At 48.2% G+C, this 26,861-nt stretch carries 22 protein-coding genes; 20 read left to right on the plus strand and 2 right to left on the minus strand.

The window, feature by feature from the left end; all coding sequences use genetic code 11:
* The first annotated feature begins 45 nt into the window (after window positions 1-45).
* From ACLTOH_RS00395 to ACLTOH_RS00470, 16 genes are all read left to right on the plus strand, one after another.
* Window positions 46-744 carry an ABC transporter ATP-binding protein gene (locus ACLTOH_RS00395; protein ID WP_117466219.1) on the plus strand — a complete coding sequence of 233 codons (699 nt, stop codon included), beginning with the start codon at window positions 46-48 and terminating at the stop codon, window positions 742-744.
* Window positions 738-1,631: a hypothetical protein gene (locus ACLTOH_RS00400; RefSeq protein WP_118502599.1), complete on the plus strand. Its 894-nt coding sequence runs from the start codon at window positions 738-740 to the stop codon at window positions 1,629-1,631. Before ACLTOH_RS00395 ends, ACLTOH_RS00400 begins: the two co-directional genes overlap by 7 nt.
* 77 nt (window positions 1,632-1,708) lie before the next feature.
* A complete protein-coding gene (locus tag ACLTOH_RS00405; RefSeq protein ID WP_022313398.1) occupies window positions 1,709-5,284 on the plus strand; it encodes a DUF5717 family protein in 3,576 nt (1,191 codons plus the stop codon).
* Window positions 5,285-5,321: 37 nt separating this feature from the next.
* On the plus strand, window positions 5,322-6,560 hold the full coding sequence (locus ACLTOH_RS00410; protein WP_412223080.1) for a DUF5716 family protein: 1,239 nt from the start codon (window positions 5,322-5,324) through the stop codon (window positions 6,558-6,560).
* A 33-nt stretch (window positions 6,561-6,593) separates the two neighbouring features.
* Complete coding sequence (locus tag ACLTOH_RS00415) at window positions 6,594-7,445, plus strand: hypothetical protein (protein WP_022313397.1); 852 nt, start codon at window positions 6,594-6,596, stop codon at window positions 7,443-7,445.
* A 21-nt stretch (window positions 7,446-7,466) separates the two neighbouring features.
* A complete protein-coding gene (locus ACLTOH_RS00420; RefSeq protein ID WP_117466212.1) occupies window positions 7,467-8,627 on the plus strand; it encodes a hypothetical protein in 1,161 nt (386 codons plus the stop codon).
* 110 nt (window positions 8,628-8,737) lie between these two features.
* Window positions 8,738-9,538 (plus strand): amino acid ABC transporter substrate-binding protein, encoded by an 801-nt coding sequence (locus tag ACLTOH_RS00425; protein ID WP_119623565.1) that lies wholly within the window; start codon window positions 8,738-8,740, stop codon window positions 9,536-9,538.
* Window positions 9,539-9,568: 30 nt separating this feature from the next.
* Complete coding sequence (locus ACLTOH_RS00430) at window positions 9,569-10,219, plus strand: amino acid ABC transporter permease (protein ID WP_022313394.1); 651 nt, start codon at window positions 9,569-9,571, stop codon at window positions 10,217-10,219.
* A 15-nt stretch (window positions 10,220-10,234) separates the two neighbouring features.
* Window positions 10,235-11,002 (plus strand): amino acid ABC transporter ATP-binding protein, encoded by a 768-nt coding sequence (locus tag ACLTOH_RS00435; RefSeq protein WP_117466210.1) that lies wholly within the window; start codon window positions 10,235-10,237, stop codon window positions 11,000-11,002.
* A gap of 112 nt (window positions 11,003-11,114) precedes the next feature.
* On the plus strand, window positions 11,115-11,990 hold the full coding sequence (locus ACLTOH_RS00440) for a phosphoribosylaminoimidazolesuccinocarboxamide synthase (RefSeq protein ID WP_117466209.1): 876 nt from the start codon (window positions 11,115-11,117) through the stop codon (window positions 11,988-11,990).
* A gap of 60 nt (window positions 11,991-12,050) precedes the next feature.
* Entirely contained in the window at window positions 12,051-13,502 is a 1,452-nt protein-coding gene (purF, locus tag ACLTOH_RS00445) for an amidophosphoribosyltransferase (RefSeq protein ID WP_022312303.1), read from the plus strand.
* Between the two features lie 227 nt (window positions 13,503-13,729).
* Window positions 13,730-15,187 carry an adenylosuccinate lyase gene (gene purB / locus ACLTOH_RS00450; protein WP_022312302.1) on the plus strand — a complete coding sequence of 486 codons (1,458 nt, stop codon included), beginning with the start codon at window positions 13,730-13,732 and terminating at the stop codon, window positions 15,185-15,187.
* A 121-nt stretch (window positions 15,188-15,308) separates the two neighbouring features.
* The gene (locus tag ACLTOH_RS00455; protein WP_022312301.1) at window positions 15,309-16,715 is read left to right on the plus strand and encodes an amidophosphoribosyltransferase; all 1,407 of its coding nucleotides are present in this window, start codon (window positions 15,309-15,311) and stop codon (window positions 16,713-16,715) included.
* Between the two features lie 258 nt (window positions 16,716-16,973).
* Window positions 16,974-18,266, plus strand: a complete 1,293-nt coding sequence (locus tag ACLTOH_RS00460; RefSeq protein ID WP_117466207.1) for an adenylosuccinate synthase — start codon at window positions 16,974-16,976, stop codon at window positions 18,264-18,266.
* A gap of 275 nt (window positions 18,267-18,541) precedes the next feature.
* The gene (locus ACLTOH_RS00465) at window positions 18,542-19,450 is read left to right on the plus strand and encodes a LysR family transcriptional regulator (RefSeq protein WP_022312299.1); all 909 of its coding nucleotides are present in this window, start codon (window positions 18,542-18,544) and stop codon (window positions 19,448-19,450) included.
* Between the two features lie 76 nt (window positions 19,451-19,526).
* Window positions 19,527-20,132: an HAD family hydrolase gene (locus ACLTOH_RS00470; protein ID WP_022312298.1), complete on the plus strand. Its 606-nt coding sequence runs from the start codon at window positions 19,527-19,529 to the stop codon at window positions 20,130-20,132.
* 205 nt (window positions 20,133-20,337) lie between these two features.
* Here ACLTOH_RS00470 and ACLTOH_RS00475 read toward each other — a convergent pair whose 3' ends face one another.
* Window positions 20,338-20,619 carry a hypothetical protein gene (locus ACLTOH_RS00475; protein WP_022312297.1) on the minus strand — a complete coding sequence of 94 codons (282 nt, stop codon included), beginning with the start codon at window positions 20,617-20,619 and terminating at the stop codon, window positions 20,338-20,340.
* Between the two features lie 130 nt (window positions 20,620-20,749).
* Entirely contained in the window at window positions 20,750-22,048 is a 1,299-nt protein-coding gene (locus ACLTOH_RS00480; protein ID WP_022312296.1) for an HlyC/CorC family transporter, read from the minus strand.
* Window positions 22,049-22,196: 148 nt separating this feature from the next.
* Here ACLTOH_RS00480 and ACLTOH_RS00485 point away from each other — a divergent pair, with 148 nt between their 5' ends.
* The 4 genes from ACLTOH_RS00485 to secD all read left to right on the plus strand — a co-directional run bounded on the left by ACLTOH_RS00485 (window position 22,197) and on the right by secD (window position 26,834).
* Window positions 22,197-22,577 carry a TIGR04086 family membrane protein gene (locus ACLTOH_RS00485; RefSeq protein ID WP_117464731.1) on the plus strand — a complete coding sequence of 127 codons (381 nt, stop codon included), beginning with the start codon at window positions 22,197-22,199 and terminating at the stop codon, window positions 22,575-22,577.
* Window positions 22,578-22,735: 158 nt separating this feature from the next.
* A complete protein-coding gene (gene scfA, locus ACLTOH_RS00490) occupies window positions 22,736-22,879 on the plus strand; it encodes a six-cysteine ranthipeptide SCIFF (protein WP_022154192.1) in 144 nt (47 codons plus the stop codon).
* A gap of 279 nt (window positions 22,880-23,158) precedes the next feature.
* Window positions 23,159-24,556, plus strand: a complete 1,398-nt coding sequence (gene scfB, locus ACLTOH_RS00495) for a thioether cross-link-forming SCIFF peptide maturase (RefSeq protein WP_117464732.1) — start codon at window positions 23,159-23,161, stop codon at window positions 24,554-24,556.
* Between the two features lie 16 nt (window positions 24,557-24,572).
* The gene (gene secD, locus ACLTOH_RS00500) at window positions 24,573-26,834 is read left to right on the plus strand and encodes a protein translocase subunit SecD (protein WP_117464733.1); all 2,262 of its coding nucleotides are present in this window, start codon (window positions 24,573-24,575) and stop codon (window positions 26,832-26,834) included.
* Window positions 26,835-26,861: the final 27 nt, after the last annotated feature.

Raw genomic sequence — 26,861 nt, forward strand, 5'->3', positions numbered from 1 at the left:
AGGGGTGCAAATTTATGATGAAAATAAAGAGAGGCGGAAATAGAAATGAATAATCTGGTAGAAATTGTAAATCTGACCAAGAAATATGGTGCCAATGTGGCTGTGAACAATCTGACCGTAAGTCTCCCCAAGGGGAAGATCATTGGCCTGTTGGGACCCAACGGCAGCGGTAAGACGACACTGATCAAAATGCTGAACGGTCTGCTGACACCGACGGAAGGCACTATTATGATCGACGGAAATTATGTAGGACCGGTGACCAAGAGCAAGGTAGCTTATCTGCCGGACCGCACGTATCTGACCATGAATCAGACAATCCGGGAGATTCTGGATTTCTTTCAGGACTTTTATACAGACTTTTCCAGGGAACGTGCGGAAGAGATGTTAAAGAGTCTGGGGATCGATCCTGCAGTGAAAATGCGGACATTGTCCAAAGGTACGAAGGAGAAGGTACAGTTGATCTTAGTGATGAGCAGGAATGCCAGCCTGTATATTTTGGATGAGCCGATTGCCGGTGTGGATCCGGCAGCGAGAGATTACATCCTGCGCACCATTATCAACAACTACAATCCGGAAGCAACGGTACTGATCTCTACCCATCTGATCGAGGATGTGGAACAGGTACTGGATGAAGTCATCTTCATGCGTTATGGTCAGCTGGTGTTATATACATCCGTTGACAATATCAGAGAAGAGAAAGGTAAGTCTGTAGATGCTTACTTCAGGGAGGTGTTCGCATGTTAGGAAAGTTAATGAAATATGAATGGAAAAATATCTGGAAAGCCGGTACACTGATGCTTCTGGGAATGCTTGTGGTCACCGTGATTGGCTGCGTGGTATTACGCATGCCGGGAGGACTGGTAACGGAGATTGCGGACGGCAATAACATGAATGCGACACAGAGCTGGTTTGTACTCTCTTCCTTTGTGGCAACACTGATCCTGTATGTGATCATGCTGCTGGCGTCTACCTGGGGAATGCTGATTTTTTTGGGCATCCGCTTTTACCGCAGTATGTATACGGATGAAGGCTATCTGTCCCACACCCTGCCGGTAACAGCTAACCAGCTGTTTTTAAGCAAGGTACTGGTCTCCGGTGTCTGGTATCTGTTCATTACGATAGGCATCGGTATTTCAGTGGTGGCACTGATCGTGTCTCTGATGACAGGCCTTTTAAATATCGGTGAACTGAGTAGTGTACTGACACAATATAATGGGAATATCTGGGAATTTCTGGCAGATGCTTTTTATGAACTTGGCAGAACATACGAAGAAGAGATGGGGATCAATCTGTTGCATTATGGGATCACGCTGCTCTTAACCTATGTGGCAGGACCGTTCATTACCATGGTCACTCTGTTCGGAGCGCTGACCATCGGACAGCTTTCCTCCAAACATAAAGGCCTGATGGGAATTCTGGCATATGCCGGCCTGACGATCCTGTCGTCCATCATCGGCAGCACCGTACAGAGCGCATTCATGTTTGGTGCCAATGTCGCAAACAGTGCCAGTGGAATCACGGTGAGCACCAATTCCGCCTATGATATTAACGTGATCACCAGTCTGCTCATTGCGGCCATCATGTACGGCGTATCTTATTACATCATGAACCGAAAATTAAACCTGGACTAACCGGGTCTACAGCTTGCCCTCAACTGGTAAATTTGGTATAATAAATCCAAATGACAACAGGGAACGGGTGAAGGTACATGCAGGAGATTATTGATAGAATTTTAGGAGGAAACTTCGATTATGAGAACGGTTCTTTGGAATTCTCCTGCGCTAAAATAGAGATTTCCCTGTCACAGGGGACAATATATGAGGGCTCTTTTCACATTCTTTCTGCGTCGGAAGGCTATGTAAAAGGATCCGTGATCTCGGACCATCTTCGGATGGAATGTATGACGGATCAGTTTACCGGCTCCGATGCAGAAATTTTTTACTGCTTCCACGGAGAAGATCTGGAGGAAGGGGATGTGATCAAGGGCTCTTTTTCCGTAGTCAGCAACAGAGGAGAATACAATCTTCCTTTTGTGGTGACGGTGGAGCATGGGATGTTGAATTCTTCCATCGGGGCTATCCGGAATCTGTTCCATTTTGCCAACCTGGCGAAGAGCAACTGGAAGGAAGCTGTGCGGCTGTTCTATGATCCGGAATTTCTGCGGCTGTTCCAGGGGAACGATGCCCATTTCTATGACAGTTACCGGATCCTGTCCACTTATGAGGGCAACGAACAAAATGTGGAGGAATTCCTGATCTGTATCAACAAAAAGCAACAGCTGGAATTCCTGACGGAAGAGAAAGAACTGGTGAAAAAACTGCCTCGCAGCGCAGATAATTACGGCGTCACGGAGAACAATCTGACCATCGTGAGGAACGGCTGGGGATATACGAATCTCCAGATCGAGTGTGAGGGTGAATTTGTCTTTACGGAAAAGGAAAACATTACAGACGATGATTTCCTGGGAAACCGTTGCCGCCTGCCGGTCTACATCGACAGCAGCCTGTGCAGACCTGGCAAAAATTTCGGTAAAGTCTACATATATAATGCTTATACTTCACTGGAAATCCCGGTCATGGTACAGCTGGGAGACGGTGTAGTGGCCCGGCATGCGGATCACAGTCATATGCAGTGCATCACCCAGATCATGAAATATTATGAAGAATCGAGACTGAAAAAGATCGGTACGGGAACCTGGCTCGCGGAGACCGGCAAACTGGTGGAGCGCATGGTGACCATGGATGAGAAGGATGTGCCGGCGAGACTGTTCCAGGCACAGCTTCTGATCACAGAGGAACGCTACAATGAAGCCGGATGGATCCTGGATCACGCGGCGGACATGTTGGAAGCCCAGGGAGCTACCGTCGGAGAACAGTGGGCTTACTATCTGTATCTGACCACACTGATCCACAGGGATCCCCAGTATACACTGCAAATGGCGGAGCAGGTGGAACAGATCTACCGCTATGACAGGACCCGCTGGCGTGTGGCATGGCTGCTGTTGTATCTGTCGGAGGAATACAATCGTTCAACCTCCGGGAAATGGATGTTCTTAGAAAAACAGTACCAGTACGGCTGCACCAGTCCGGTGATCTACCTGGAAGCACTGGCCCTTTTGAACGGCAATCCGGCGCTGCTACGTAAATTGAACAGTTTTGAACTGCAGGTGTTGAACTTCGGTGTCCGTCAGGATGCGGTAAACGACAGCCTGATCGAACAGCTGTTGTATCTGTCCGGAAGAGTCAGAGAGTATTCTCCGCTACTGGGCAGAATTTTACGAAGACTGTATGAGAAAAAGAAGGATGTGCGGATCCTGCAGGAGGTGTGCAGCCTTCTGATCAAGGGAAGTAAGACGGGACCGGATGCCTTCACGTGGTATCAGATGGGTGTGGAAAGCCATCTGAGGATCACGAATCTCTATGAATATTATATGGCGTCGGTAGATCTGGATGCTGTGCTGGAGCTTCCGAAAGTGATTCTGATGTATTTTTCTTTCCAGAGCAATCTGGATTATGAACATAGTGCGTTCCTGTATGCGTATCTGTTAAAACACCGGAAAGATTATGAGGAACTGTACGAACATTACGAGCCGAGAATGGAGCGGTTCGTCATTGACCAGATCCAGAAGCAGCATATTAACAGACATCTGGCAATACTGTATCAGGAATTCCTGTCTCCGGCCATTGTAACGGAAGCTATGGCGAAGCCTCTGTCCCGTCTGTTGTTTGCCCATATGGTAAGAGTGGATGACAGCAGAATGCGTAAGGTGATTGTCAGCCAGCCGGGGAATCTGATACTGTCCGAGACGCCTCTGCAAAACGGCACGGCCTGGGTGGCAGTCTACGGGAATGATTATACCATTGCTTTTGAGGATGCATATGGTAACAGGTTCCTTAAAAATGTGGAATATACCCTGGAAAAACTGCTGGTACCGGGGAAATATCTCAGACTTCTGGAACATTATGTGCCGGATACGGCAGAACTGGATCTGTATTTCATGGAGAACGGCAGAACAGAAGAGACCAAATCTTCCACAAAGCTGATGCGGATGGCAAGACTGGTGGAAAGCGATGCCGTGGAGCCGAAGCTGCGCAGTGAGATTGCGGTACAGCTGGTACAGGCCTATTTCGATGCGGATAATTTGCAGGCACTGGATGAATACCTGCAGGAGCTGCAGGGGGACGGCTTTACGGAGGAACAGCGGGAACTGATCCTGCGTTTTCTGGTGTTGCGGGGAAATTATGAGAAGGCATATGCCTGGATCGAAGCATATACCCCTTATTTTGTGGAGGCCAAGATTCTGTTGCGGCTTACGGACGGTGTGATCACGCAGTCGGTCCATGAGGGAGAGGCAGTCCTGTATGCGGCGGCATTGACGGTGTTCCGCAAGGGAAAATACAACGGTGGAATTTTAGAGTATCTGGTGCGTTATGCCACCGGTACCACGAAGGAATTGCGTGACATCTGGAAAGCGGCAAGATCCTTTGAGATAGACTGCTACAGCTTAAGTGAAAAGATATTGCTGCAGATGCTGTTCTCCGGGGCATTTGTGGGAGAGCGGATGGATATTTTTCGTTATTATGTATCCCAGGGAGCCAGACAGGAGATCGAGGAAGCTGTGCTTGTACAGAGCTCTTATGATTATTTCTGCCGGGAGAAGATCACGGAGGAATATGTATTCCGGGAGATCCGTAACTGCTATCTGCGGGGAGAAGAGACCCAGCGGATCTGCAAGCTGGCTTATCTGAAATTCTATGCGGAGAATAAGGACAAGCTGGAGCGGGAAGATGAAACTCTGGTCCGGAATTTCCTGGAGGAAATGATGAAGGACCACATTCATCTGAACTTTTTCAGGGAATATCAGGACTGCCTGCCACAGCTGCAGGAGATGAAGGACAAGACTATCGTGGAGTATCACACAAGAGGCGGCGTCCGTGCAAGGATTCATTATGTGATGATGCATGAGAACGGGCAGGCGGAGGATTACCTGTCGGAATATATGCAGGAAGTATACAGCGGTGTATTTTTCAAGGAATTCGTACTGTTTTTCGGGGAGAATCTTCAATATTACATTATGGAAGAATCAGAGAACGAAGAACAGCTGACGGAGAGCGGAAGCCTGCAGAAGAGCGATATTATGAATGAAAGTCCGGACAGCAAATACGAGATCATCAATGATATGATGATCAGCATGACACTGCAGGACGATACGACACTGGATCATCTGATCGAGGAATATTACCGCAGGGAATATCTGGATCACAGATTGTTCACATTGCAGTAAAGATAAAAAAAGACAGCAGGAGAGGAGGCGGAAGAACATGCGACTGCCGGGAAGTGATAAAGTTATAGTGGGTTATGACCTGGGGAAGGATTATGCGCAGATCAGCTGCTATGTCACAGGCAAGGAAGAAGAGATCACCACATTGTCTTCCGTTGCAGGCTCACAGGTCTATACGATTCCCCTGGTCCTGAGCAAGAGACAGGGAGTCAACCAGTGGTTCTATGGAAGTGAAGCCCTCCGGCATGCGGAGGAAGAAGAGGGAATCCTGGTGGAGCATCTTCTGAAGCTGGCAAAAGATGGGGAACCGGTGCAGATCGATGGAACGACTCTGGATCCGGTGGCACTACTGACTCTTTTTCTCAAGCGTAGTCTGGGAATGCTGTCCCAGATGACTTCCACAGAGCGGATCGGGGCCCTGATGATCACCTGCGAGGAACTGGATGCAGGAATGCTGGAGGTGCTGACGCAGGCAGTGGAGGCATTACACCTGAAGACGGATGCTGTCTGTTTTCAGAGCCATCGGGAGAGCTTTTATTATTACAATCTGTATCAGCCGGAAAATCTGTGGAAGCAGGGGAGCGTGCTGTGCGAGTATAGGGACAGTTCCATCCAGACTTATTATATGGAATGCAACCGCCATACGACGCCGGTGGTAACGTACATCGAAGAGCGGGAATTCCCTTTTCCGGTGGAAAAATCGGATGAAAAGTTCCTGGAGATCGCCACACAGCTATGCGAGAACCGGATGGTGTCCTCGGTATATCTGATCGGGGAAGAGTTTTCTCAAGAATGGATGAAAGAATCGCTACGCTATCTGTGCCGTGGACGGAGAGTCTTTCAGGGGAACAACCTGTTCAGCAAGGGTGCCTGCTACAGCATGATGGAGCGACTGCATCCCAGTGAAAACGGACAAAATCATGTCTATCTGGGACAGGATAAATTGAAATCCAATATCGGTATGAAAGTGCGCAGACAGGGAGAGGAATCCTATCAGGCACTGTTAGACGCCGGAATCAACTGGTACGAGGCGCAGAATACCATGGAGTTTTACCTGCTGGAAGGAAGAGCGGTGGAGATCCTGATCACGTCCCTGACGGGAAAGGGAAGCCGGATCGCCAGAATCGTGCCGGAAGAATTGCAGGAAGGAATCACCAGACTGCGGATTCAGGTGGAGATGAAGGATGAAATACATCTGCAGGTGGAACTGGAGGATCTTGGTTTTGGCAGCTTCCGAACAGCTACGCATCATATCTGGAAGGAAGAAATAGAGTTGTAGATCTGCCCGGGGCAGAGAAAATGAGGATGAAAAATGAAGGCAAGTCTGTGTGTAGGAGAATATTGCGAGAATGCCTATAATGTGGAAGGCCTGGATATCCGGGTCTATAGTATGGAAGAGTTGTGCTATTGCCTAAAGGAGAATGCATTCCTGTTAGACCTGTCCATCATGAACGATAAGCTGGTGGACTGGATCGGAGAAGAATGTAAAGTGTGGGAACTGGCAAAACAGCTCTACCCCATGGTACATAAGCAGGGATCTTTAAGTGTGTTCGTGGTGACGATCCTGCAATATGTGGGGATGTACGATCCGGAAGAAATCCTGCAGGTGGAGCAGGTACTGAAGCAGGGAGCAGGACTCAGCAATCTGGAGAAACGCAAGAGCCAGATCGACTATATGGTGGAAAAAAGAAAATATGCGGCAGCCATCCGTGGATATGATATGCTACTGGAGACCTGGAACCATCTGGAACAGGAAGGAAAGGAACTTCCGGCGGGAAAAGTCCGGGCGGCGATCCTGCACAATAAGGGTGTGGCGCTGACAGGGTTGATGTTTTATGACAAGGCGGCATATTACTTTAACGAAGCCTGGAAGACCGATCCGGACAGAGAACACCTGGATGCTTATCTGGCGGCAAAGAGAATGGAACTGACGGAGGATGCCTATGTGGCATTTGCAGCGCAGAATCCGGAAAATTATACGGAGTCCCTGGAACTGGAAAAGCGGATCGAGCAATTTGAACGGGAATGGGAACAGCAGCCGGAGTACCGACAGCTACGGCTGCGTGGTGACTGGCGGGTGAACGACAGGGTGAAATACGATGCGGAAAATGAGAGACTGACTCAGGCACTGAAAAACAGTTACCGGACAAGTGTCAGCGTATAGAGAAGACAGCAGGAGAGAATTATGGCGTGGTGGAACCGTTTATTTAAGAAAAAAGAACCGATACAGCAGGAAGAGGACTGGGAACAGCTGGTCTATACCCGCAACGGTGTGAATTTTGATGAGGAAGACCAGAGAAAACGTTACATTGTAAATTGCCTGGAGCAGATCGCAGAGGCTTCCAAGGAGATCGACCTCCTGACGGGAGAGTATACGCTGGTGACTTCTTATCTGACGGATACGGATGAGATTGAGGCCCTGCCAGCAGAGCAGAGAGAAGAGGTCAACCGGGTGGCCGGCAAGCTGGCCGGGCTGGAACAGGAACGCAGCAGATACCGGGAAAAGAAGAACCGTATGCGGGATGCGGACTTCTATGCGATCCGCAAAAGAGAGAACGAGATTGAAGAAGGCATTCAGAAGATTCGGGACGGCGAGAAATACGGCAATCTGATAAGGCAGGATCTGCACAGACTGGACGGAGAACGACATGCCTATGAATACCGGAGAAATGAGCTGGAGAATCTGATGAACAACCAACGGGGCATGGCTGTCATTTTCCTTACGGCATTGATCGTCTGTGTGATCATGCTGGTGATCCTGCAGTATGCTTTTGAAATGGATGTCTATGTGGGACTTTTTCTGGCAGTAGGTGCAGGAGCTGTAGCCATCTCCTATGTCTGCATCCGGTACATGGATGCAGGACGGGAACTGCAGCGGGTGGAGAAGACCATCAACAAGATCATCCAGCTGCAGAATAAAGTCAAGATCCGCTATGTGAACAACTGTCAGCTGATGGAATATCTGTATCTGAAGTACAATACGGACAGTGCAGCAAAGCTGGAAAAACAGTGGAAAATGTATCAGGACGAAAAGGAAGAGCGGAAGCAGTTCGCAGAGGCGGAAGCTAAGATCGAGTACTACCAGAAGCAGCTGGTACAGCAGCTGGCCGGTTACCGTGTGCAGATGCCGGAGCGCTGGATCAGCCAGACAGCTGCGCTTTTGGACAAGCGGGAAATGGTGGAGATCCGTCACGAACTGATCCAGAGAAGACAGGTGCTCCGTAAACAGATGGACTACAATCAGGAAGTAGCGGAGAGTGCAAGAAACGAAGTAAAAGACATCGCAGCCACCTATCCGAAATATGCCCAGGAGATCCTGGCCATGGTGGAGCGGTACGACCGATAAAGAATTGACAAGACACCTCTCGTTGTGTTACTATGACACCGTGTTAGCAATTTACCATGCTAAAGTATACGACGCGGCCAACAGTGAGTGGCAGAACGGGAGGATGTATTATGAAAAGAGTATTAGTGGCATTACTGGCAATCAGCATGGCAGCAGGTGCTCTTACCGGCTGTGGTTCTAAAGGATCTGAGAAAACATTTACCGTAGGTTTCGATGCGGAATTTCCCCCTTACGGATATCGTGATGACAGTGGAGAATATGTAGGCTTTGACCTGGATCTGGCAGCAGAAGTATGCAAGAGACAGGGCTGGGAGCTGGTAAAGCAGCCTATCGACTGGGATGCCAAGGATATGGAGCTTTCTTCCGGAGCCATTGACTGTATCTGGAACGGTTTCACCATGAACGGCAGAGAAGATGCCTACACCTGGACAGAGCCCTATATCGACAACAGTCAGGTATTCGTCGTAGCGTCTGCTTCCGGTGTACAGAACAAGGAAGAACTGGCAGGCAAGGTGGTAGCAGTACAGAAGGATTCCTCTGCGCTGGCTGCTCTGAACGATGAAGAAAATGCAGACAACATTGCACTGCGTGATTCCTTCTCCCAGCTGATCGAATATGCGGACTACAATACCGCTTTCATGGATCTGGAGCAGGGTGCGGTAGATGCCGTAGCTATTGATATCGGTGTGGCACAGTATCAGATTGCGCAGAGAGAAGAAGGAAAATTCGTTATGCTGCAGGGCGAGGACAACAAGCTGGCTGTAGAGCAGTATGCAGTAGGTTTCCTGAAGGGTAATGATGAACTGAGAGATACCGTACAGAAGACACTGGACGAAATGGCAGCGGATGGTACCTTCGCACAGATCGCTGAAAAATGGGGACTGACCGACAGCGTATGTCTCGGTAAATAATCAACTAAGGATAGTTAAGGAGTAGAATTCATGAGTTTGCTGACCATGAGTGCCCAACTGGCAGAGGGCTTTCTGATAACGGTGGAAATATTTGTACTGACCCTTTTGTTTTCCCTTCCTCTGGGGCTGATCGTAGCCTTCGGAAGAATGTCAGGATGTAAGGTGATCCGCATTATCTCCAAAATATACATATCCATCATGAGAGGAACCCCTCTGATGTTACAGATCATCGTGGTGTATTTTGCCCCCTTTTATGTATTCCGCATGCAGGTGGGAACGGGGTATCGTTTCCCGGCGGTGATACTGGCATTCGTGATCAATTATGCGGCATATTTTGCAGAGATCTACCGTGCGGGCATTGAGTCCATACCGGTGGGGCAGTATGAGGCTGCGGAGGTGCTGGGCTACAGCAAGGCACAGACTTTCGTGAAGATCATTCTGCCGCAGGTGGTGAAGCGGGTTCTCCCGCCAGTGACCAATGAGACCATTACGCTGGTCAAAGATACCTCCATGGCATTTACCATTTCCATTGCGGAAATGTTCACGGTGGCAAAGCAGATCGGAGCGGCACAGACCAGTGTGCTTCCCCTGTTGGCAGCAGGTGTGTTCTATTATATCTTCAATCTCGTGGTGGCTTCTTTCATGGAGTATCTGGAGAAGAAGACATCTTATTACAGATAGGAGCAGTGCGGAAATATGGTCCTTTTGGAAATGAATCATGTGAAAAAAAGTTTTGACGGCAACGGGGTGCTGAAGGATATATCCCTGAAGGTTAACGAAGGAGAAGTTGTCTCCATCATCGGCCCCTCCGGTTCCGGCAAATCCACATTGCTTCGCTGTGCAACGCTTCTGGAGAAAATGGACGGTGGCGAGCTGATCTATTTAGGGCAGACGGCAGCTTCGGAGAAAACGGATAAAAACGGCAGAATACAGTGCGAATATGCGTCCAAGGCAGAATTACATAAGATCCGGAAATGTTTCGGACTGGTGTTCCAGAATTTTAACCTTTTTCCCCATTATACGGTGATGAAAAATATCATCGATGCGCCGATCCATGTGGATAAGGTAAGCCGCACAGAAGCCGTGGCGAGGGCGGAGAAGCTTTTAGCACAGTTGGGACTGTCGGATAAGGCAGATGCCTACCCTTACCAGCTGTCCGGCGGACAGCAGCAGAGAGTATCCATAGCCAGGGCACTGGCACTGCAGCCCAGGATCCTGTTCTTCGATGAGCCGACCTCGGCACTGGATCCGGAATTGACGGCAGAAGTATTAAAGGTGATCAGACAGCTGGCAAGTGAACATATGACCATGATCATCGTAACCCATGAGATGCAGTTTGCCAGAGAAGTATCCGACCGCATTATTTTCATGGAACAGGGTGTGATCGTGGAGGAAGGTTCTCCCGAAGCACTTTTTACAACGGAAAATGCCCGGGTTCGGGAATTTATCGGAAAGTTGCAGTAAAAATATATTGATTTTTTTTCGCAAATCTGTTTATCTATTAGGTGTGGGTGTATCTTGCCCACACCTGTTTCAATAAAAGACTGAAAAACATAAGAATGCGAGGACTGATGGTATGAGCGTACAGGAAATGAAACCGATCAAGGAAGGCAAAGTTCGTGAGATCTATGACAACGGAGACACCCTGATCATGGTGGCAACTGACCGTATCAGCTGCTTTGATGTGATCTTGGACAACACAGTAACAAAGAAAGGAACTGTATTGACCCAGATGTCGAAATTCTGGTTTGATATGACTGAGGATGTGATTCCCAATCATATGGTATCCGCTGATGTTAAGGATATGCCCGAATTTTTCAGACAGCCGAAATTCGACGGCAACAGCATGATGTGCAAGAAGCTGAACATGCTTCCCATCGAGTGCATCGTTCGTGGATACATTACCGGAAGCGGCTGGGAAAGCTACAAGAAGAATGGTACCGTATGCGGTATCAAGCTTCCGGAAGGTCTGAAGGAGGCAGATAAGCTTCCCGAGCCCATCTATACCCCTTCCACCAAGGCAGAGATCGGAGATCATGATGAGAATATCTCCTATGAGCAGAGTGTGGAATATCTGGAGAAGCGTTTCCCCGGCAAGGGCGCAGAATATGCGGCCAAGCTTCGTGACTATACCATCGCTATTTATAAAAAATGTGCGGATTATGCACTGACCAAAGGAATCATTATCGCAGATACCAAGTTCGAGTTCGGACTGGATGAGAACGGCAACATGGTACTGGGGGATGAAGTATTGACTCCCGACAGCTCCCGTTTCTGGCCGGTAGACGGCTACGAGCCAGGACATGGCCAGCCTTCCTTTGACAAACAGTTCGCCCGTGACTGGCTGAAAGCCAACCCTGAAAAAGGCTGGAAGCTGCCGGAGGACATCGTGGAGAAGACCATTGACAAATACCTTCAGGCTTACAAGATGCTGACAGGCAAGGATCTGTAGGGTACGGTTTTTTAGTTTTTTTTTTTTTCACGGGGCAGGCAGGAAAGGTAAGGCTTACAAGTGACGGACAACATTTATATTCAGACAGAAAATAATGACAAATTAAAGGAAGAATGTGGCGTTTTCGGCGTGTATGATTTCGACGGACACGACGTGGCATCCACGATTTATTACGGCCTTCTGGCATTGCAGCACAGAGGCCAGGAAAGCTGCGGTATTGCCGTCAGTGACACGAATGGGCCCAAGGGCAAAGTCTTAAGCAGCAAAGACATGGGACTGGTCAATGAGGCATTTACACCGGAACAGCTGGAGAAGTTAAAAGGTGACATCGGTGTGGGACATGTCCGCTATTCTACAGCGGGAGGATCCACCAGAGAGAATGCACAGCCTCTGGTACTGAATTATGTAAAGGGTACTCTGGGACTGGCCCATAACGGTAACCTGATCAATGCGCCGGAGCTTCGAAGAGAACTGGAGTATACCGGTGCTATTTTCCAGACCACCATTGATTCCGAGGTGATTGCTTATCATATTGCCAGAGAGCGTTTGAATTCCAAATCGGTAGAGGAAGCTGTGGGCAGAGCCATGACGAAGATCAAGGGAGCCTATTCCCTGGTGGTGATGTCTCCCAGAAAGCTGATCGGCGCCAGAGATCCTTATGGATTTAAGCCGTTATGCATCGGCAAGAGAGACAATGCGTATTTTCTGTCCAGCGAGACCTGCGCTCTGGATACGGTAGGTGCCGAGTTCGTCCGGGATGTGCTTCCCGGCGAGATCGTGACCATTTCCCCGGAGAAGGGAATTGAGTCCGATACCACCCATGTATTAAAGCCTGCGGAGACCGCCAGATGTATTTTTGAGTATATTTATTTCGCCAGACCCGACAGCTTTATCGACGGCGTCAGCGTATACGATTCCCGTATTCTGGCCGGAAAGTTCCTGGCTATGGATTCCCCGGTGGATGCGGATCTGGTCATCGGCGTACCGGAATCCGGCAACTGCGCAGCCATGGGATATTCCATGCAGTCGGGAATCCCTTACGGCATGGGCTTCGTGAAAAATGCCTATGTGGGCAGAACCTTCATCAAACCGAAGCAGAAGAGCAGAGAAAGCAGCGTTCAGGTCAAACTGAACCCTATCCGGGAAGCCGTGGAGGGCAAGCGTGTCATCATGATCGATGATTCCATTGTCCGCGGCACCACCTCCGACCGTATCGTAAAGATGTTACGGGAAGCCGGAGCCAAAGAGGTACATATGAGAGTCAGTTCACCGCCGTTTCTGTGGCCCTGCTATTTCGGCACAGACGTTCCGGCGAGAGACCAGCTGATCGCATATAACCGTTCCATCAAGGAGATCAGTGATCTGATCGGCACGGACAGCCTGGATTATCTGAAGATTGAGAGACTGGAAGAACTGGTGGGCGGTAATCTTGGCATCTGCAAGGGCTGCTTTACCGGAAAATACCCGATGGAACCGCCTGCGGAAGATATCCGCGGAGAATTTGACAAATAAACAATAACTATTCAGAAAACCGCAGAATAAGAAAAACTGATACGTCATGCCTGCATGTAAGTAGCAGTTTTCTTATTTGTAAGGTGACTCGAGTAGAGTCACCATCCCACACATGAACAAAATTAGCTGCGAAGCAGCGGGAAAGTATGAGAAGCATACGGTTTTGTGAATGTGAGGGATGGGTTTTGAATGGTTGCAATAAATTAGAAAATAAGAGGAGCAGACAAATGAGTACAGGTACAGACAGATATCAGAGCCCGTTATCCGAACGCTATGCAAGCAAGGAGATGCAGTATATTTTCTCCCCGGATATGAAATTCCGTACATGGAGAAAGCTGTGGATTGCACTGGCAGAGACGGAGAAAGAGCTGGGACTGTCCCAGGACGGTAAGCCCGTTATCACAGATGAGCAGATTGAGGAACTGAAGGCCCATGCTGAGGACATTAATTACGATGTGGCAAAAGAGCGTGAAAAACTGGTACGTCATGACGTTATGAGCCATGTGTATGCATACGGACAGCAGTGCCCCAAGGCAGCCGGAATCATCCATCTGGGCGCAACCTCCTGCTATGTGGGTGACAACACCGACATTATTGTGATGACCGAGGCACTGAAGCTTGTCAGAAAAAAGCTGATCAATGTTATGAAGGAACTGGCGGATTTCGCTGATAAGTATAAGGCACAGCCTACCCTGGCATTTACTCATTTTCAGCCTGCACAGCCTACAACCGTAGGCAAGAGAGCAACGCTGTGGTTACAGGAGTTCTCACTGGATCTGGAGGATCTGGATCACGTTCTGGGTACCATGAAGCTGTTAGGCTCTAAGGGAACCACCGGAACCCAGGCTTCTTTCCTGGAACTGTTCAACGGAGATCAGGAGACCATCGACAAGATCGATCCCATGATTGCAGCCAAGATGGGATTCAAGGAGTGCTATCCTGTATCCGGCCAGACTTATTCCCGCAAGGTGGATACCAGAGTAGCAAACGTGCTGGCCGGTATTGCGGCATCCGCTCATAAGATGAGCAATGACATCCGCCTGTTACAGCATCTGAAGGAAGTGGAAGAGCCCTTCGAGAAGAACCAGATCGGCTCCTCCGCCATGGCTTACAAGCGTAATCCCATGAGAAGTGAGCGTATTGCTTCCCTGTCCCGTTATGTGATGGTGGATGCGCTGAATCCCGCCATTACTTCCGCAACCCAGTGGTTCGAGAGAACGCTGGACGATTCTGCCAACAAGAGACTGTCTATTCCCGAAGGCTTTCTTGCCATCGATGGTATTCTGGATCTGTGCCTGAATGTGGTAGACGGACTGGTAGTATATCCGAAGGTAATTGAAAAGCACATGATGAGCGAGCTTCCTTTCATGGCTACCGAGAATATTATGATGGATGCCGTAAAGTTAGGCGGCAACCGTCAGGAACTGCATGAGCGTATCCGTGAGCTTTCCATGGAGGCCGGACGCAATGTGAAGGTAGAAGGAAAAGAGAATAACCTCCTGGAGCTGATCGCCGCAGATCCCGCATTCCCCATGGGACTGGAGGAACTGAAAGCATCCATGGATCCGTCCAAGTATATCGGACGTTCCAAAGAGCAGGTGGAAGCTTTCCTGAAAAATGTGATCAGCCCGATCTTAGAGGCCAACAAGGACTTACTGGGTGTAAAGGCCGAGATCAACGTATAAACGTTTTCTGCTGAAGTAATTTGTGGAAACGAAAACTATTCAGAACCTCATTCATCGGTGATCTTTTGATGTTTACATGGCTCTGAATCGTTACAGAATGATAAGAAAGCAGGAGACGAAAATGGGTGGATTTTTTGGAGTCGCAGCAAAAGAAGACTGTGTGTTTGATCTGTTCTTTGGAACGGATTATCATTCCCATCTGGGAACCAGACGTGCCGGCATGGCAGTCTACAGCAAAGAAGAAGGTTACAACAGAGCCATTCACAACATAGAGAATGCACCGTTCCGTACGAAGTTCGACAAGGATGTCAATGAGATGCACGGACATCTGGGCATCGGCTGTATTTCCGATTTTGAGCCCCAGCCGCTGATGGTGCGTTCCCATCACGGAACTTATGCTATTACCACCGTGGGCAAGATCAACAATACGGATGCCATCATCAAGGATCTGTTTGCAAAGGGACATTCTCATTTCCTGGAGATGAGCGGCGGTGACATCAATGCCACGGAGCTGGTGGCGGCCATTGTCAACCAGAAGGACAATCTGGTGGAGGGCATTCAGTACGCCCAGGAGATCATCGACGGTTCCATGACCTTACTGATCATGACACCCAAGGGAATCTATGCGGCCAGAGATAAGATGGGCCGTACTCCGGTGGCAGTAGGCAAAAAGGAGGGGGCTTATTGCGTCTCCTTTGAGAGCTTCGCTTATCTGAATCTGGGATACCAGCCCGTGAGAGAGCTGGGACCGGGAGAGATCGCCGTGGTGACACCGGAAGGTGTACGAACCCTGGTGAAGCCCGGCAAGGATATGAAGATCTGTACGTTTTTGTGGGTCTATTACGGATATCCGTCCTCATCCTATGAAGGCATCAGTGTAGAGAAGATGCGTTATCAATGCGGTGCCAAGCTGGCGGAGCGTGATAATGTAAAACCGGATATCGTAGCAGGAGTGCCGGATTCCGGTACCGCTCATGCAGTGGGATATGCCAACCGCTCGGGAATTCCTTTTTCCCGTCCGTTTATTAAGTATACCCCCACCTGGCCCAGATCCTTTATGCCGACGATCCAGACCCAGAGAAATCTGATCGCAAAGATGAAACTGATCCCGGTACATGATCTGATCCAGGATCAGAGTCTGTTGTTGATCGACGATTCTATTGTCCGCGGCACACAGTTAAGAGAGACCACGGAATTCCTGTACCAGAGCGGTGCAAAGGAAGTACATATCCGTCCGGCCTGTCCGCCTCTGTTATATGGCTGCAAGTACCTGAACTTTTCCAGATCTTCTTCCGAGATGGATCTGATCACCCGCCGTGTGATCAAGGAGATTGAGCAGGAGGGCAGAGAAATCGATCTGAAGAACTATGTGAATCCCGATACTCCGGAATACGAGGAGATGGTAGGACGGATCTGCAAACAGCTGAAGTTCACCACATTGCAGTTTCAGAGATTGGATGATATGATTGAGTCCGTGGGCATCGGCAGAGAGAAGCTGTGCACCTACTGTTGGGACGGCAGAGAATAATGCGAAAAGAACTTCTAATCACTCAGAGCATAGGTTCTTTCGTGAAGAAGTTCTAAGTTTCGCATGGCAAAACGCTACGCGTTTTGAATATAGATGTAGGTTATATAAAATATAATAAATATTGATTTTACTTATACCATAAAGTGTTGTATACTGTAAAGGTGTGAGAAAGAGAAGCAGGAGTTTCTTTGGATCACCCGGAATAAGATATTGGATGTAGATTTATCACAGAAACTGTGGTAAAGAATGGAGGAAAACATGGTAAAGGCAGTTGTAGGAGCCAACTGGGGCGACGAAGGAAAAGGAAAGATCACAGATATGCTGGCAGAGAAAGCGGACATTATCGTACGTTTTCAGGGCGGCGCGAATGCAGGACATACCATCGTGAACAATTATGGTAAATTTGCTCTGCACACCCTTCCTTCCGGTGTATTTTACAATCATACCACCAGCGTGATTGGTAACGGTGTGGCATTAAACATTCCGATCCTGATGAAAGAGATCAAGTCTATCACAGACAGAAATGTTCCCATGCCCAAGATTCTGGTGTCTGATCGTGCACAGATGGTAATGCCTTACCATATTTTATTTGATCAGTATGAAGAGGAGAGACTGGGCGGTAAGTCCTTCGGATCTACCAAGTCCGGTATCGCACCTTTCTATTCTGATAAGTATGCGAAGATCGGTTTCCAGGTAAGTGAGCTGTTTGATGAAGAACTGCTGCAGGAAAAAGTACAGCGTGTCAGTGAGATGAAGAATGTCATCTTAGAGCATCTGTATCACAAGCCCATGATCGATCCCGCAGAGCTGTTAAATACCCTGCATGAGTATCGCGATATGATCGCACCTTTTGTATGCGATGTATCCGCATTCTTAGATAAGGCACTGAAAGAGGGCAAGACCATTCTGTTAGAGGGCCAGTTAGGAACCATGAAGGATCCGGATCACGGAATTTACCCCATGGTAACTTCTTCCTCCACGTTGGCAGCTTACGGCGCCATCGGTGCAGGTATCCCTCCTTATGAGATCAAGCAGATCGTTACCGTAAGTAAGGCATATTCCTCTTCCGTAGGAGCAGGTGCTTTCGTATCTGAGATCTTCGGTGACGAAGCAGATGAATTACGTCACCGCGGCGGTGACGGTGGTGAGTTCGGTGCAACTACCGGACGTCCCAGACGTATGGGATGGTTCGACTGTGTTGCCACCAAGTACGGCTGTCGTCTGCAGGGCGCTACCGATGTGGCATTTACCGTACTGGATGCACTGGGATATCTGGATGAGATCCCTGTATGTGTAGGGTATGAGATCGACGGTGAAGTTACCACTGATTTCCCTGTTACCTACAAGCTGGAAAAGGCAAAGCCCGTACTGAAAAAGCTCCCTGGCTGGAAGTGCGATATCCGCGGTATCCGCAACTTCGATGAACTGCCGGAGAACTGCAGAAAGTATGTGGAATTCATTGAGGAGCAGATCGGATTCCCTATCACCATGGTCAGCAACGGCCCTGGAAGGGAAGATATCATCTATCGTGAGAGTCCTTTGAAGAAATAAATGCTGTCAAATGCGGAGAGATAGGATAATCTTTGATGGAAAAAACATCTGTAAAATGTGAATGAGAATGGAAAGGGCATGGTGCTGGTATGAGATCAGCCCGTGTCCTTTTTGGTATACGATGAATCCGGCAGGAATTTTGATTACACAGTATCTGGCTGAATGCAAACATTCGTAGAACGCAGTTTTGCATGGCTCTGAATAGCTACAGATTTTTACTGTGAAGGAACAAAAACCAGTGTCTGATAGTAATTTTGAGATGGAGACAGCGAGATATGATCAATAATCTGGAAGCGTATAAAGTATTTTATTATGTGGCAAAATGTGGGAGTGTGACCAAAGCGGCCGGGGAACTGTCAATTTCACAGCCGGCGGTCAGTCAGGCCATCAAGCAGCTGGAAAATACCCTGGATGCCGCCCTGTTCCACCGGGCGGCCAAGGGAGTACGGCTGACCAGTGAGGGAGAACTGTTGTATTCCTATGTGGCAAAAGGGTACGAACAGATCGAAATGGGTGTGAAGAAGGTTCACCAGATGCAGAATATGGAACTGGGAGAAGTCCGCATCGGTGCCAGCGATATGACATTGCAGTTTTATCTGCTTCCCTATCTGGAAAAGTTCCATGAACAGTACCCCGGGATCAAGGTGATCGTCACCAATGCGCCGACACCGGAGACATTGAATTATTTAAGAGAGGGACACATTGACTTCGGAATTGTCAGTACGCCGTTTCCGGAGAGACCTGATATTCAGATGATACCGGTGCGGGAGATTGAGGATGTCTTCGTGGCGGGAAGAAGATTTTTCAGCTACAAGAACCGGACGCTGGATTTTCAGAAACTGGAAAGTCTGCCTCTTATTTTCCTGGAAAAAAATACCAGCAGCCGCAGCTACATGGATGAATTTCTGGCGGGAAACGGGGTATATGTGCAGCCGGAGTTCGAACTGGCCACCAGCGATATGATCGTACAGTTTGTGAGACGAAATCTGGGTGTTGGCTGTGTGATGCGGGATTTTGCCAGAGATTATGTGGAATCCGGCTTGCTTTTCGAACTTAGATTCAATAAAATAATACCGAAGCGTCAATTCTGTGTCGTTAGGAACACGAAGATGCCTATGGCTCCGGCGGCGGAGAAACTGTTGGAGATCATGGAGCTGGACAGACAGGAAGAAGCGAAGATATAAAAGTGACGGCAAAAAGAGGATATACCGGCGGAAACGGAACTGCTTTGACTAGTAAAACGAATAGGAGAGAAGAGTTATGATACGCAATATAATTTTTGACATTGGCAATGTGTTGACAGACTATCGCTGGGAGGGATTTCTGGCGGACAAGGGATTTGATGCGGAAATGATCAAAAAAATCGCAAAGGCATCTATTATGCATCCGCTGTGGGCAGAGTATGACCGCGGTACCTGGACGGACGAGCAGGTTCTGGCTGCATTTGTAAAGGATGCACCGGAACTGGAGAAAGAACTGCATCAGGCGTTCGAGAATATCGCTGGCATGGTAACCCCCAGAGCTTACGCTATTCCCTGGTTACAGGAACTGAAAGCAAAGGGATACCATGTGTATTATCTGTCCAACTTCTCACACAAGGCAGAGACAGAATGTGCGGAAGCGTTGAATTTCCTGCCGGAGATGGAAGGTGGCATCCTGTCCTACAAGGATCAGCTGATCAAGCCCGAACCGGAGATTTACCAGCTGCTTCTGAAACGCTATGGATTAAAGGCAGATGAGAGCGTTTTCCTGGATGATACGCTGGTGAATGTGAAGGCGGCCGAAGAACAGGGTATCCACGGCATCCACTTCCTGACCAAAGAGCAGGCGGAAGAGGAACTGCGTAAGCTCGGCGTGGACTGCTAAATGGTTCGTAGCGGAGGGAGTTCTGTTTGTATTCAAAACGCCAATTTCTACGAAAAAAATACAAAAACATAAGATTTTGCTATGTAAAAAGTCTCTATTTTCGCTACACAAGCAAAATAAAGAAATTCCGTACAAAAAATCCTGATTTCGGAACTTTTTTGTACGGAATTTGTTGTTTTGGGGCTTTTTACACCAAACTAACTTGCTATTTATTTTCGTTCTCCTTTTCTTCCGGATGGAAGTCTGCGAAGGTGGAGCGGTTTGTCAGTTTTCCAAACATCCAGGTGTAGATCCAGATGAGAAGAGGGATGGCCACGGTGGCTAGCAGGCAGGTGGCGAATAGCGCGTGGCTGGCGGAGCTGTCGAAGATCGCCGCAAAAAGCGTCACGACATATAAAAGCACCAGCAGAATAATTCCAATGATCGCGAAGATCTGTTTGGAAGTCATTTTTGTTTTCTTGTTTTGTGTATTTTTATCCTGTGACATTTGTATTCCTTTCGTTATTCCCATTCATAATTCACAAAAGAGCGGAAGTGCCGGTGCGGTTCGTGGATCGCAAAAGCTGCGGGAGTGCCAGAACTGTCCGTGTGCCTCAGGGACTGCGGAACCGTCAGAGTTATTCGTGATTCTCAGAGGTCTCGGAACTGTGTTCCACATGTTCTTCGTTGGGTTCTGGAATCGTCATCAGTACCTTGATGATACGGTTCTGGTCGATACCCTGTACCTTCAAGTGAATACCGTTCTCCAGGGTAACTTCCTCACCATCCTCCGGCAGACGATCCAGACAGTCGATGATCAGACCGCCGATGGAGTCATAATCTTCACTGGTCAGATTTGTTCCAAGAACGTCGTTGATGTCATCCAGCTTCATGCTGCCTTCCACCAGATAAGTATCTTCTGACATCTTCTGGATCAGTTCTTCCTCGTCCTCATCGTATTCGTCACGGATCTCACCGACGATCTCTTCTAACAGATCCTCCAGAGTGATCATACCAACGGTAGCACCGTATTCATTTAATACGAAAGAGACATTGGTGGTTTTTTCCCGCATCTCATACATGAGATCTGCGATTTTCTTGTACTCGTAAGTATAGTAAGCATCACGCAAAATGTTTCCCACATGGAAAGCACTCTGATCCTCCGTCAGGATAAAGTCCTTGATATTGATCAGACCGATAATATTGTCCTTGTCATCCTCATAGACCGGAAGCCTGGTATACATGGAATCCCGGAAAACTGCCAGAACATCGTCATAAGTAGCATCCAGACTGACCGTTACCATATTGATGCGTGGAATCATGATATCCTTGGCGTGGGCATCGGAAAAATCGAACACATTGTAGATCAGCTTGCGTTCCTCGGATTCGATGACACCGTCCTCATGACTGACGTCCACGTAGGTTTTCAGCTCGCTTTCAGTCATGGTGCTGGCTTTTTTGTTGGGATCGATATGTAACAGCTTCATGATACCGTGGGACAGCAGATCCACAATGAAGATGACCGGCGTGAGCACCTGCATCAGAAAATAGATTACATTGCAATATGTCAGGGCCAGCTTCTCAGAATACAGTATTGCCCAGGTCTTGGGTACGATTTCGCCGCAGAGCAGCACGACAATGGTCAGAACACCGGTTGCGATACCTACAGCCAGATTGATTCGCATAGCTAATGTTGTTGCCAGGGAAGATGCAGTCAGATTGACAATATTGTTGCCGATCAGAATGGTACTGATCATTTTACTGTAATTGTCCAGGACTTTGTTGACGCGTGCAGCACGCTTGCTGCCTTCCTCTTCCAGGGTACGCATTCGTACACGATTGACCGTGGACAGTGCTGTCTCGGCAGAAGAGAAAAAGCCGGATAGAAAAATCAGAATTACGATAGAAACAAGTTGTATGACACCAGAGGTATCCAAAAAAGTTCACTCCTTCTTAAATAATAGTAGTAGGCATAAGCCCCATTTATAAGTTATTAAGCAACAATATACAATAGGACAGGAATAGTTGTCAAGTTTTCCGAATGATTTGAATATATATTTTACATAGGTAAAAAGGAGGAGCAACATGGAAAAAAGAGGCGAGAGAAAAGAAGGGGTTCCGGTGCTTGCACTGGCAAAATGTCTGCTGGCATCCTATGTGCTGACACTGTTGCTTTTATGTCTGTTGGCACTTTTATTGTATAAATTGCATCTGACGGAAGGAATGGTGACCATTGCAATCTCGGCTATTTATGTCGTAACTACCTTTATGGCGGGATTTTTGGCAGGAAAAAAGATGGAGACGCAGAAGTTTCTTTGGGGAGCACTGCTAGGGGCAGCATATTTCGTGATACTGGCGGTGGTATCCGTATTGATCAAAACGCCGGAAACTGCATTGGGCAATTCCTTCTGGACCACAATGGTATTGTGTGTGGCCGGGGGGACACTGGGCGGAATGTTAGGGTAAAATACAGAAATGGACAGGAATTTAACGGTTTTTGAGAAAAAAAGCTTTTACAAATGCCAAATACATGATATAATGAGCAAAAATGAGTTGCGTGTCTGTATGTTTATATACACGCTGGCGTCTATAGGCGCTTTGAAATCATAAGGAGGCTATTTTTAATGAAGCATATTAAGACTTTAACAACCAGAGATTTAAAGGAATCCATGAAAAAGGGCGGCTGCGGCGAGTGCCAGACTTCCTGCCAGTCTGCATGTAAGACTTCCTGCACTGTAGGAAACCAGAGTTGTGAAAAGATTAAATAATCTAAGAAAATGAGAAGAGACTAACGTAAGCAGCGATTCAGGTCGCTGCTTATTCTCTGTTAACTATTCGGAGCTGGAGATGACAGCGTATTCTTTGTCGGATGCTTGCATACGTAAGAAGATACGTCCGGCAAAATACGGCGAAGTAACCACATGAGCAAATAACATGCAGGCATGTTATTCAGGAAAGTCCGGAGGACGATTTTGCGAATGGGGTTCCGAATAGTTAATGTTAATGTATTTTAAGCAATAAGAAGTAGAAAGAAGAGGAATAGAACTGTGATACACCAGTATAAGAGCAACGGCTATAATATCGTTATGGATGTGAACAGTGGTTCTGTCCATGTGGTAGATGATATTGTGTATGATATGATCCCGCTGGTAGAGCCTCTGGTAACGGAAGGCATCAAGGATGCGGATACTATCAAGGCCGCCGTACTGAATCTTGCAAATATCCCCTATCCCCAGGAAGAGATCACCGAAGCGGTGGACGAGGTCCTGGAGCTGGAGAAGGCAGGACAGCTGTTTGCTCCCGATATTTATGAGAATTACATTTTTGATTTTAAGAAGCGCCAGACCGTAGTCAAGGCACTGTGCCTGCACATTGCCCATGACTGTAACCTTGCCTGCAGATATTGCTTTGCGGAAGAGGGTGAGTACCACGGCAGAAGAGCGCTGATGAGCTTTGAGGTCGGCAAAAAGGCACTGGATTTCCTGGTAGCCAATTCCGGCAACCGTGTGAACCTGGAAGTGGATTTCTTCGGCGGTGAACCACTGATGAACTGGGATGTGGTAAAGCAGCTGGTAGAATACGGCAGAAGCTTAGAGAAGTCCAACAATAAAAAGTTCCGTTTTACCCTGACTACCAATGGTATCTTATTAAATGATGAGATCCTGGAGTTCGTGAATAAGGAAATGGGTAATATCGTGCTGAGTATCGATGGACGTAAGGAGATCAACGACAAGATGCGTCCTTTCCGTGGCGGACAGGGCAGCTATGACATCATTGTTCCCAAGTTCCAGAAGGTAGCGGAGAGCAGAGACCAGATGAACTATTATGTGCGTGGTACGTTCACCCACAATAATCTCGATTTCTCCAAGGACGTTCTGCATCTGGCAGATCTGGGATTCAAACAGATCTCCGTGGAGCCCGTTGTGGCACAGCCTACGGATGATTATGCCATCAGAGAAGAGGATCTTCCGATCTTAAAGGAAGAATACGATAAACTGGCAGTAGAAATGATCAAGCGTAAGAAAGAGGGCAAGGCTTTCAATTTCTTCCACTTTATGATCGATCTGCAGGGCGGTCCCTGCGTAGCCAAGAGACTCTCCGGCTGCGGATCCGGTACCGAATATCTGGCGGTTACTCCCTGGGGAGACTTGTATCCCTGCCATCAGTTCGTGGGTAACGAGAAGTTCCTCATGGGCAATGTGGATACCGGTGTGGTAAGAGATGATATCCGTGACGAGTTCAAATGCTGTAATGTCTATGCAAAGGACAAGTGTAAGAAGTGTTTTGCCAAGTTCTATTGCAGCGGCGGATGTGCTGCGAACTCCTATAATTTCCATGGCAATATCAATGATGCGTATGACATCGGCTGTGAGCTGCAGAGAAAGCGTATCGAATGTGCTATCATGCTGAAGGCTGCGGAAGCAGCAGAAGCTTCAGAAGAATAGAAAGGACAAAGGAAAGATGAAAAAAAGTAAAGCAATCATCATTCTGCTCTGCGCCCTTCTGGTCCTGCTGGGTGTCGGCTATGTGGATCTGTATGGCGTAGATGCGGAAGGAACTGCCAGTGCTTCAGACATCAGTCTGGGACTGGATCTGGCCGGTGGTGTCAGTATCACTTATCAGGTGGTAGGCGATGAAGAGCCGGATGCAACGGACATGGCAGATACTATTGCCAAGCTGCAGAAGCGTGTTGAGAACTACAGTAAAGAGGCTATTGTATACCAGGAGGGTACCGATCGTATCAATATCGAGATTCCCGGTGTAACAGATGCCAACAAGATCCTGGAAGAGCTGGGACGTCCCGGTTCCCTGTATTTCATTGCAGAGACAGACAAGGACGGCAATGCGAACTACTCTATGCAGGCAGTGACCGATGCACAGGGCAATGTAAGCTATGCGTACGCTCTGAATAAGACCATCGATGAACTGAAGGCAGATGGATCCATCATGCTGGAGGGTACAGATGTCAAGACTGCTACCGCAGGCTCTATCAAGGACCAGACGATGGGCAATTCCACTTATGCGGTAGATCTGGTGATGACGGAGGAAGGCACTAAGAAGTTTGAAGAGGCTACCAGAAATGCTTACGAGAAGGGCGAGACCCTGGGTATCTACTATGATGGATCCTTTGTAAGTGTTCCTTCCGTAAAAGGTGTGTTCTCCGATGGTAATGCACAGATATCTCCTATGAACTCCTATGAAGAGGCAGAGAGCCTGGCTTCCACCATCCGTATCGGTGGACTGAAGCTGGAGCTGGAAGAGCTGCATTCCAAGGTAGTTGGTGCACAGCTGGGTGTGGAAGCCATCTCCACCAGCTTAAAAGCAGCTGTGATCGGATTTATCGTAGTGGCTGTTTTCATGATTGCAGTATATTTCCTGCCCGGATTTGCTTCTGTCATTGCACTGGGTATTTATGTGGCATTGGTAGTATTGCTGCTGAACGGCTTTGACATAACCCTGACCCTGTCCGGTATCGCAGGTATCATCCTGTCTATCGGTATGGCAGTGGATGCCAACGTTATCGTCTTTGCCCGTATCCGTGAGGAACTGGCAACAGGCAAGACTGTTAAGAGTGCTATGCAGATCGGTTATGACAAGGCACTGTCCGCTATTATCGACGGTAACGTGACTACCCTGATCGCAGCGGCAGTGCTGTGGCTGTTAGGCCCCGGTACTGTCAAAGGCTTCGCACAGACGCTGGCACTTGGTATTGTATTATCCATGTTCACTGCACTGGTAGTGACCAAGTACATTATGAAAGCTTTCTACGCACTGGGACTGAAAGATACTAAGTGGTATGGTATCGGCAAGGAGCACAAGCCGATCAACTTCCTCGGCAAGAAGGGTATTTTCTTTGGACTGTCTCTGGCAGTGATCCTGGTTGGATTCATTACCATGGGAGTATATAAAGTAAACAGTGGTGATGCACTGAACTACAGTCTGGAGTTCAAGGGCGGTACCGCAACTACTGTTACATTCAACGAAAGCTATACCCTGGATGAGATCAATAGCCAGATGGTTCCTCTGATCGAGAGCACCACCGGCAGTGCAGTACAGATCCAGACCGTGCAGGGTTCCAATGAAGTTATCTTCAAGACCAACTCTCTGGATGTGGATCAGAGACAGGCTCTGAATCAGGTATTTGTGGATAACTTCGGCGTAGATGAGTCTCTGATTACTTCCGAGACCATCAGCTCCACCATCAGTAATGAAATGAAGTCCGATACGATCCTGGCGGTAGCAGTAGCAATCATCTGCATGCTGATCTATATCCGCTTCCGTTTCAGCGATATCCGTTTCGGTGTCAGCAGTATTGCCTGCCTGCTCCATGACGTGCTGGTAGTGATCACCTTCTACGCACTGGCGAGAGTATCCGTCAGCAATACTTTTATCGCGTGTCTGCTGACCATCGTAGGTTACTCCATCAACGCCACCATCGTAGTATTCGACCGTGTACGTGAGAATATGGCAGTCATGACGAAGAAGGATGACCTGCAGGAGGTTGTAAACCGCAGTATTACGCAGACATTATCCAGAAGCTTATTTACCTCCCTTACCACCTTGGTAATGGTAGGTGCTCTGTACATCTGGGGTGTGACCAGTATCCGTGATTTTGCATTGCCTTTGATGGTAGGTATCATCTGCGGTGCTTATTCCTCCGTATGCGTGGCAGGTGCTCTGTGGTATGTACTGAGAAAGAAATTCGCGCCGAAGGCAAAATAAGATTTCACATAGTAGAATGGAATCAAA

It is taken from the genome of Waltera sp. (assembly GCF_046969025.1).
GTDB classification, from domain to species: Bacteria; Bacillota; Clostridia; order Lachnospirales; family Lachnospiraceae; genus Acetatifactor; species Acetatifactor acetigignens.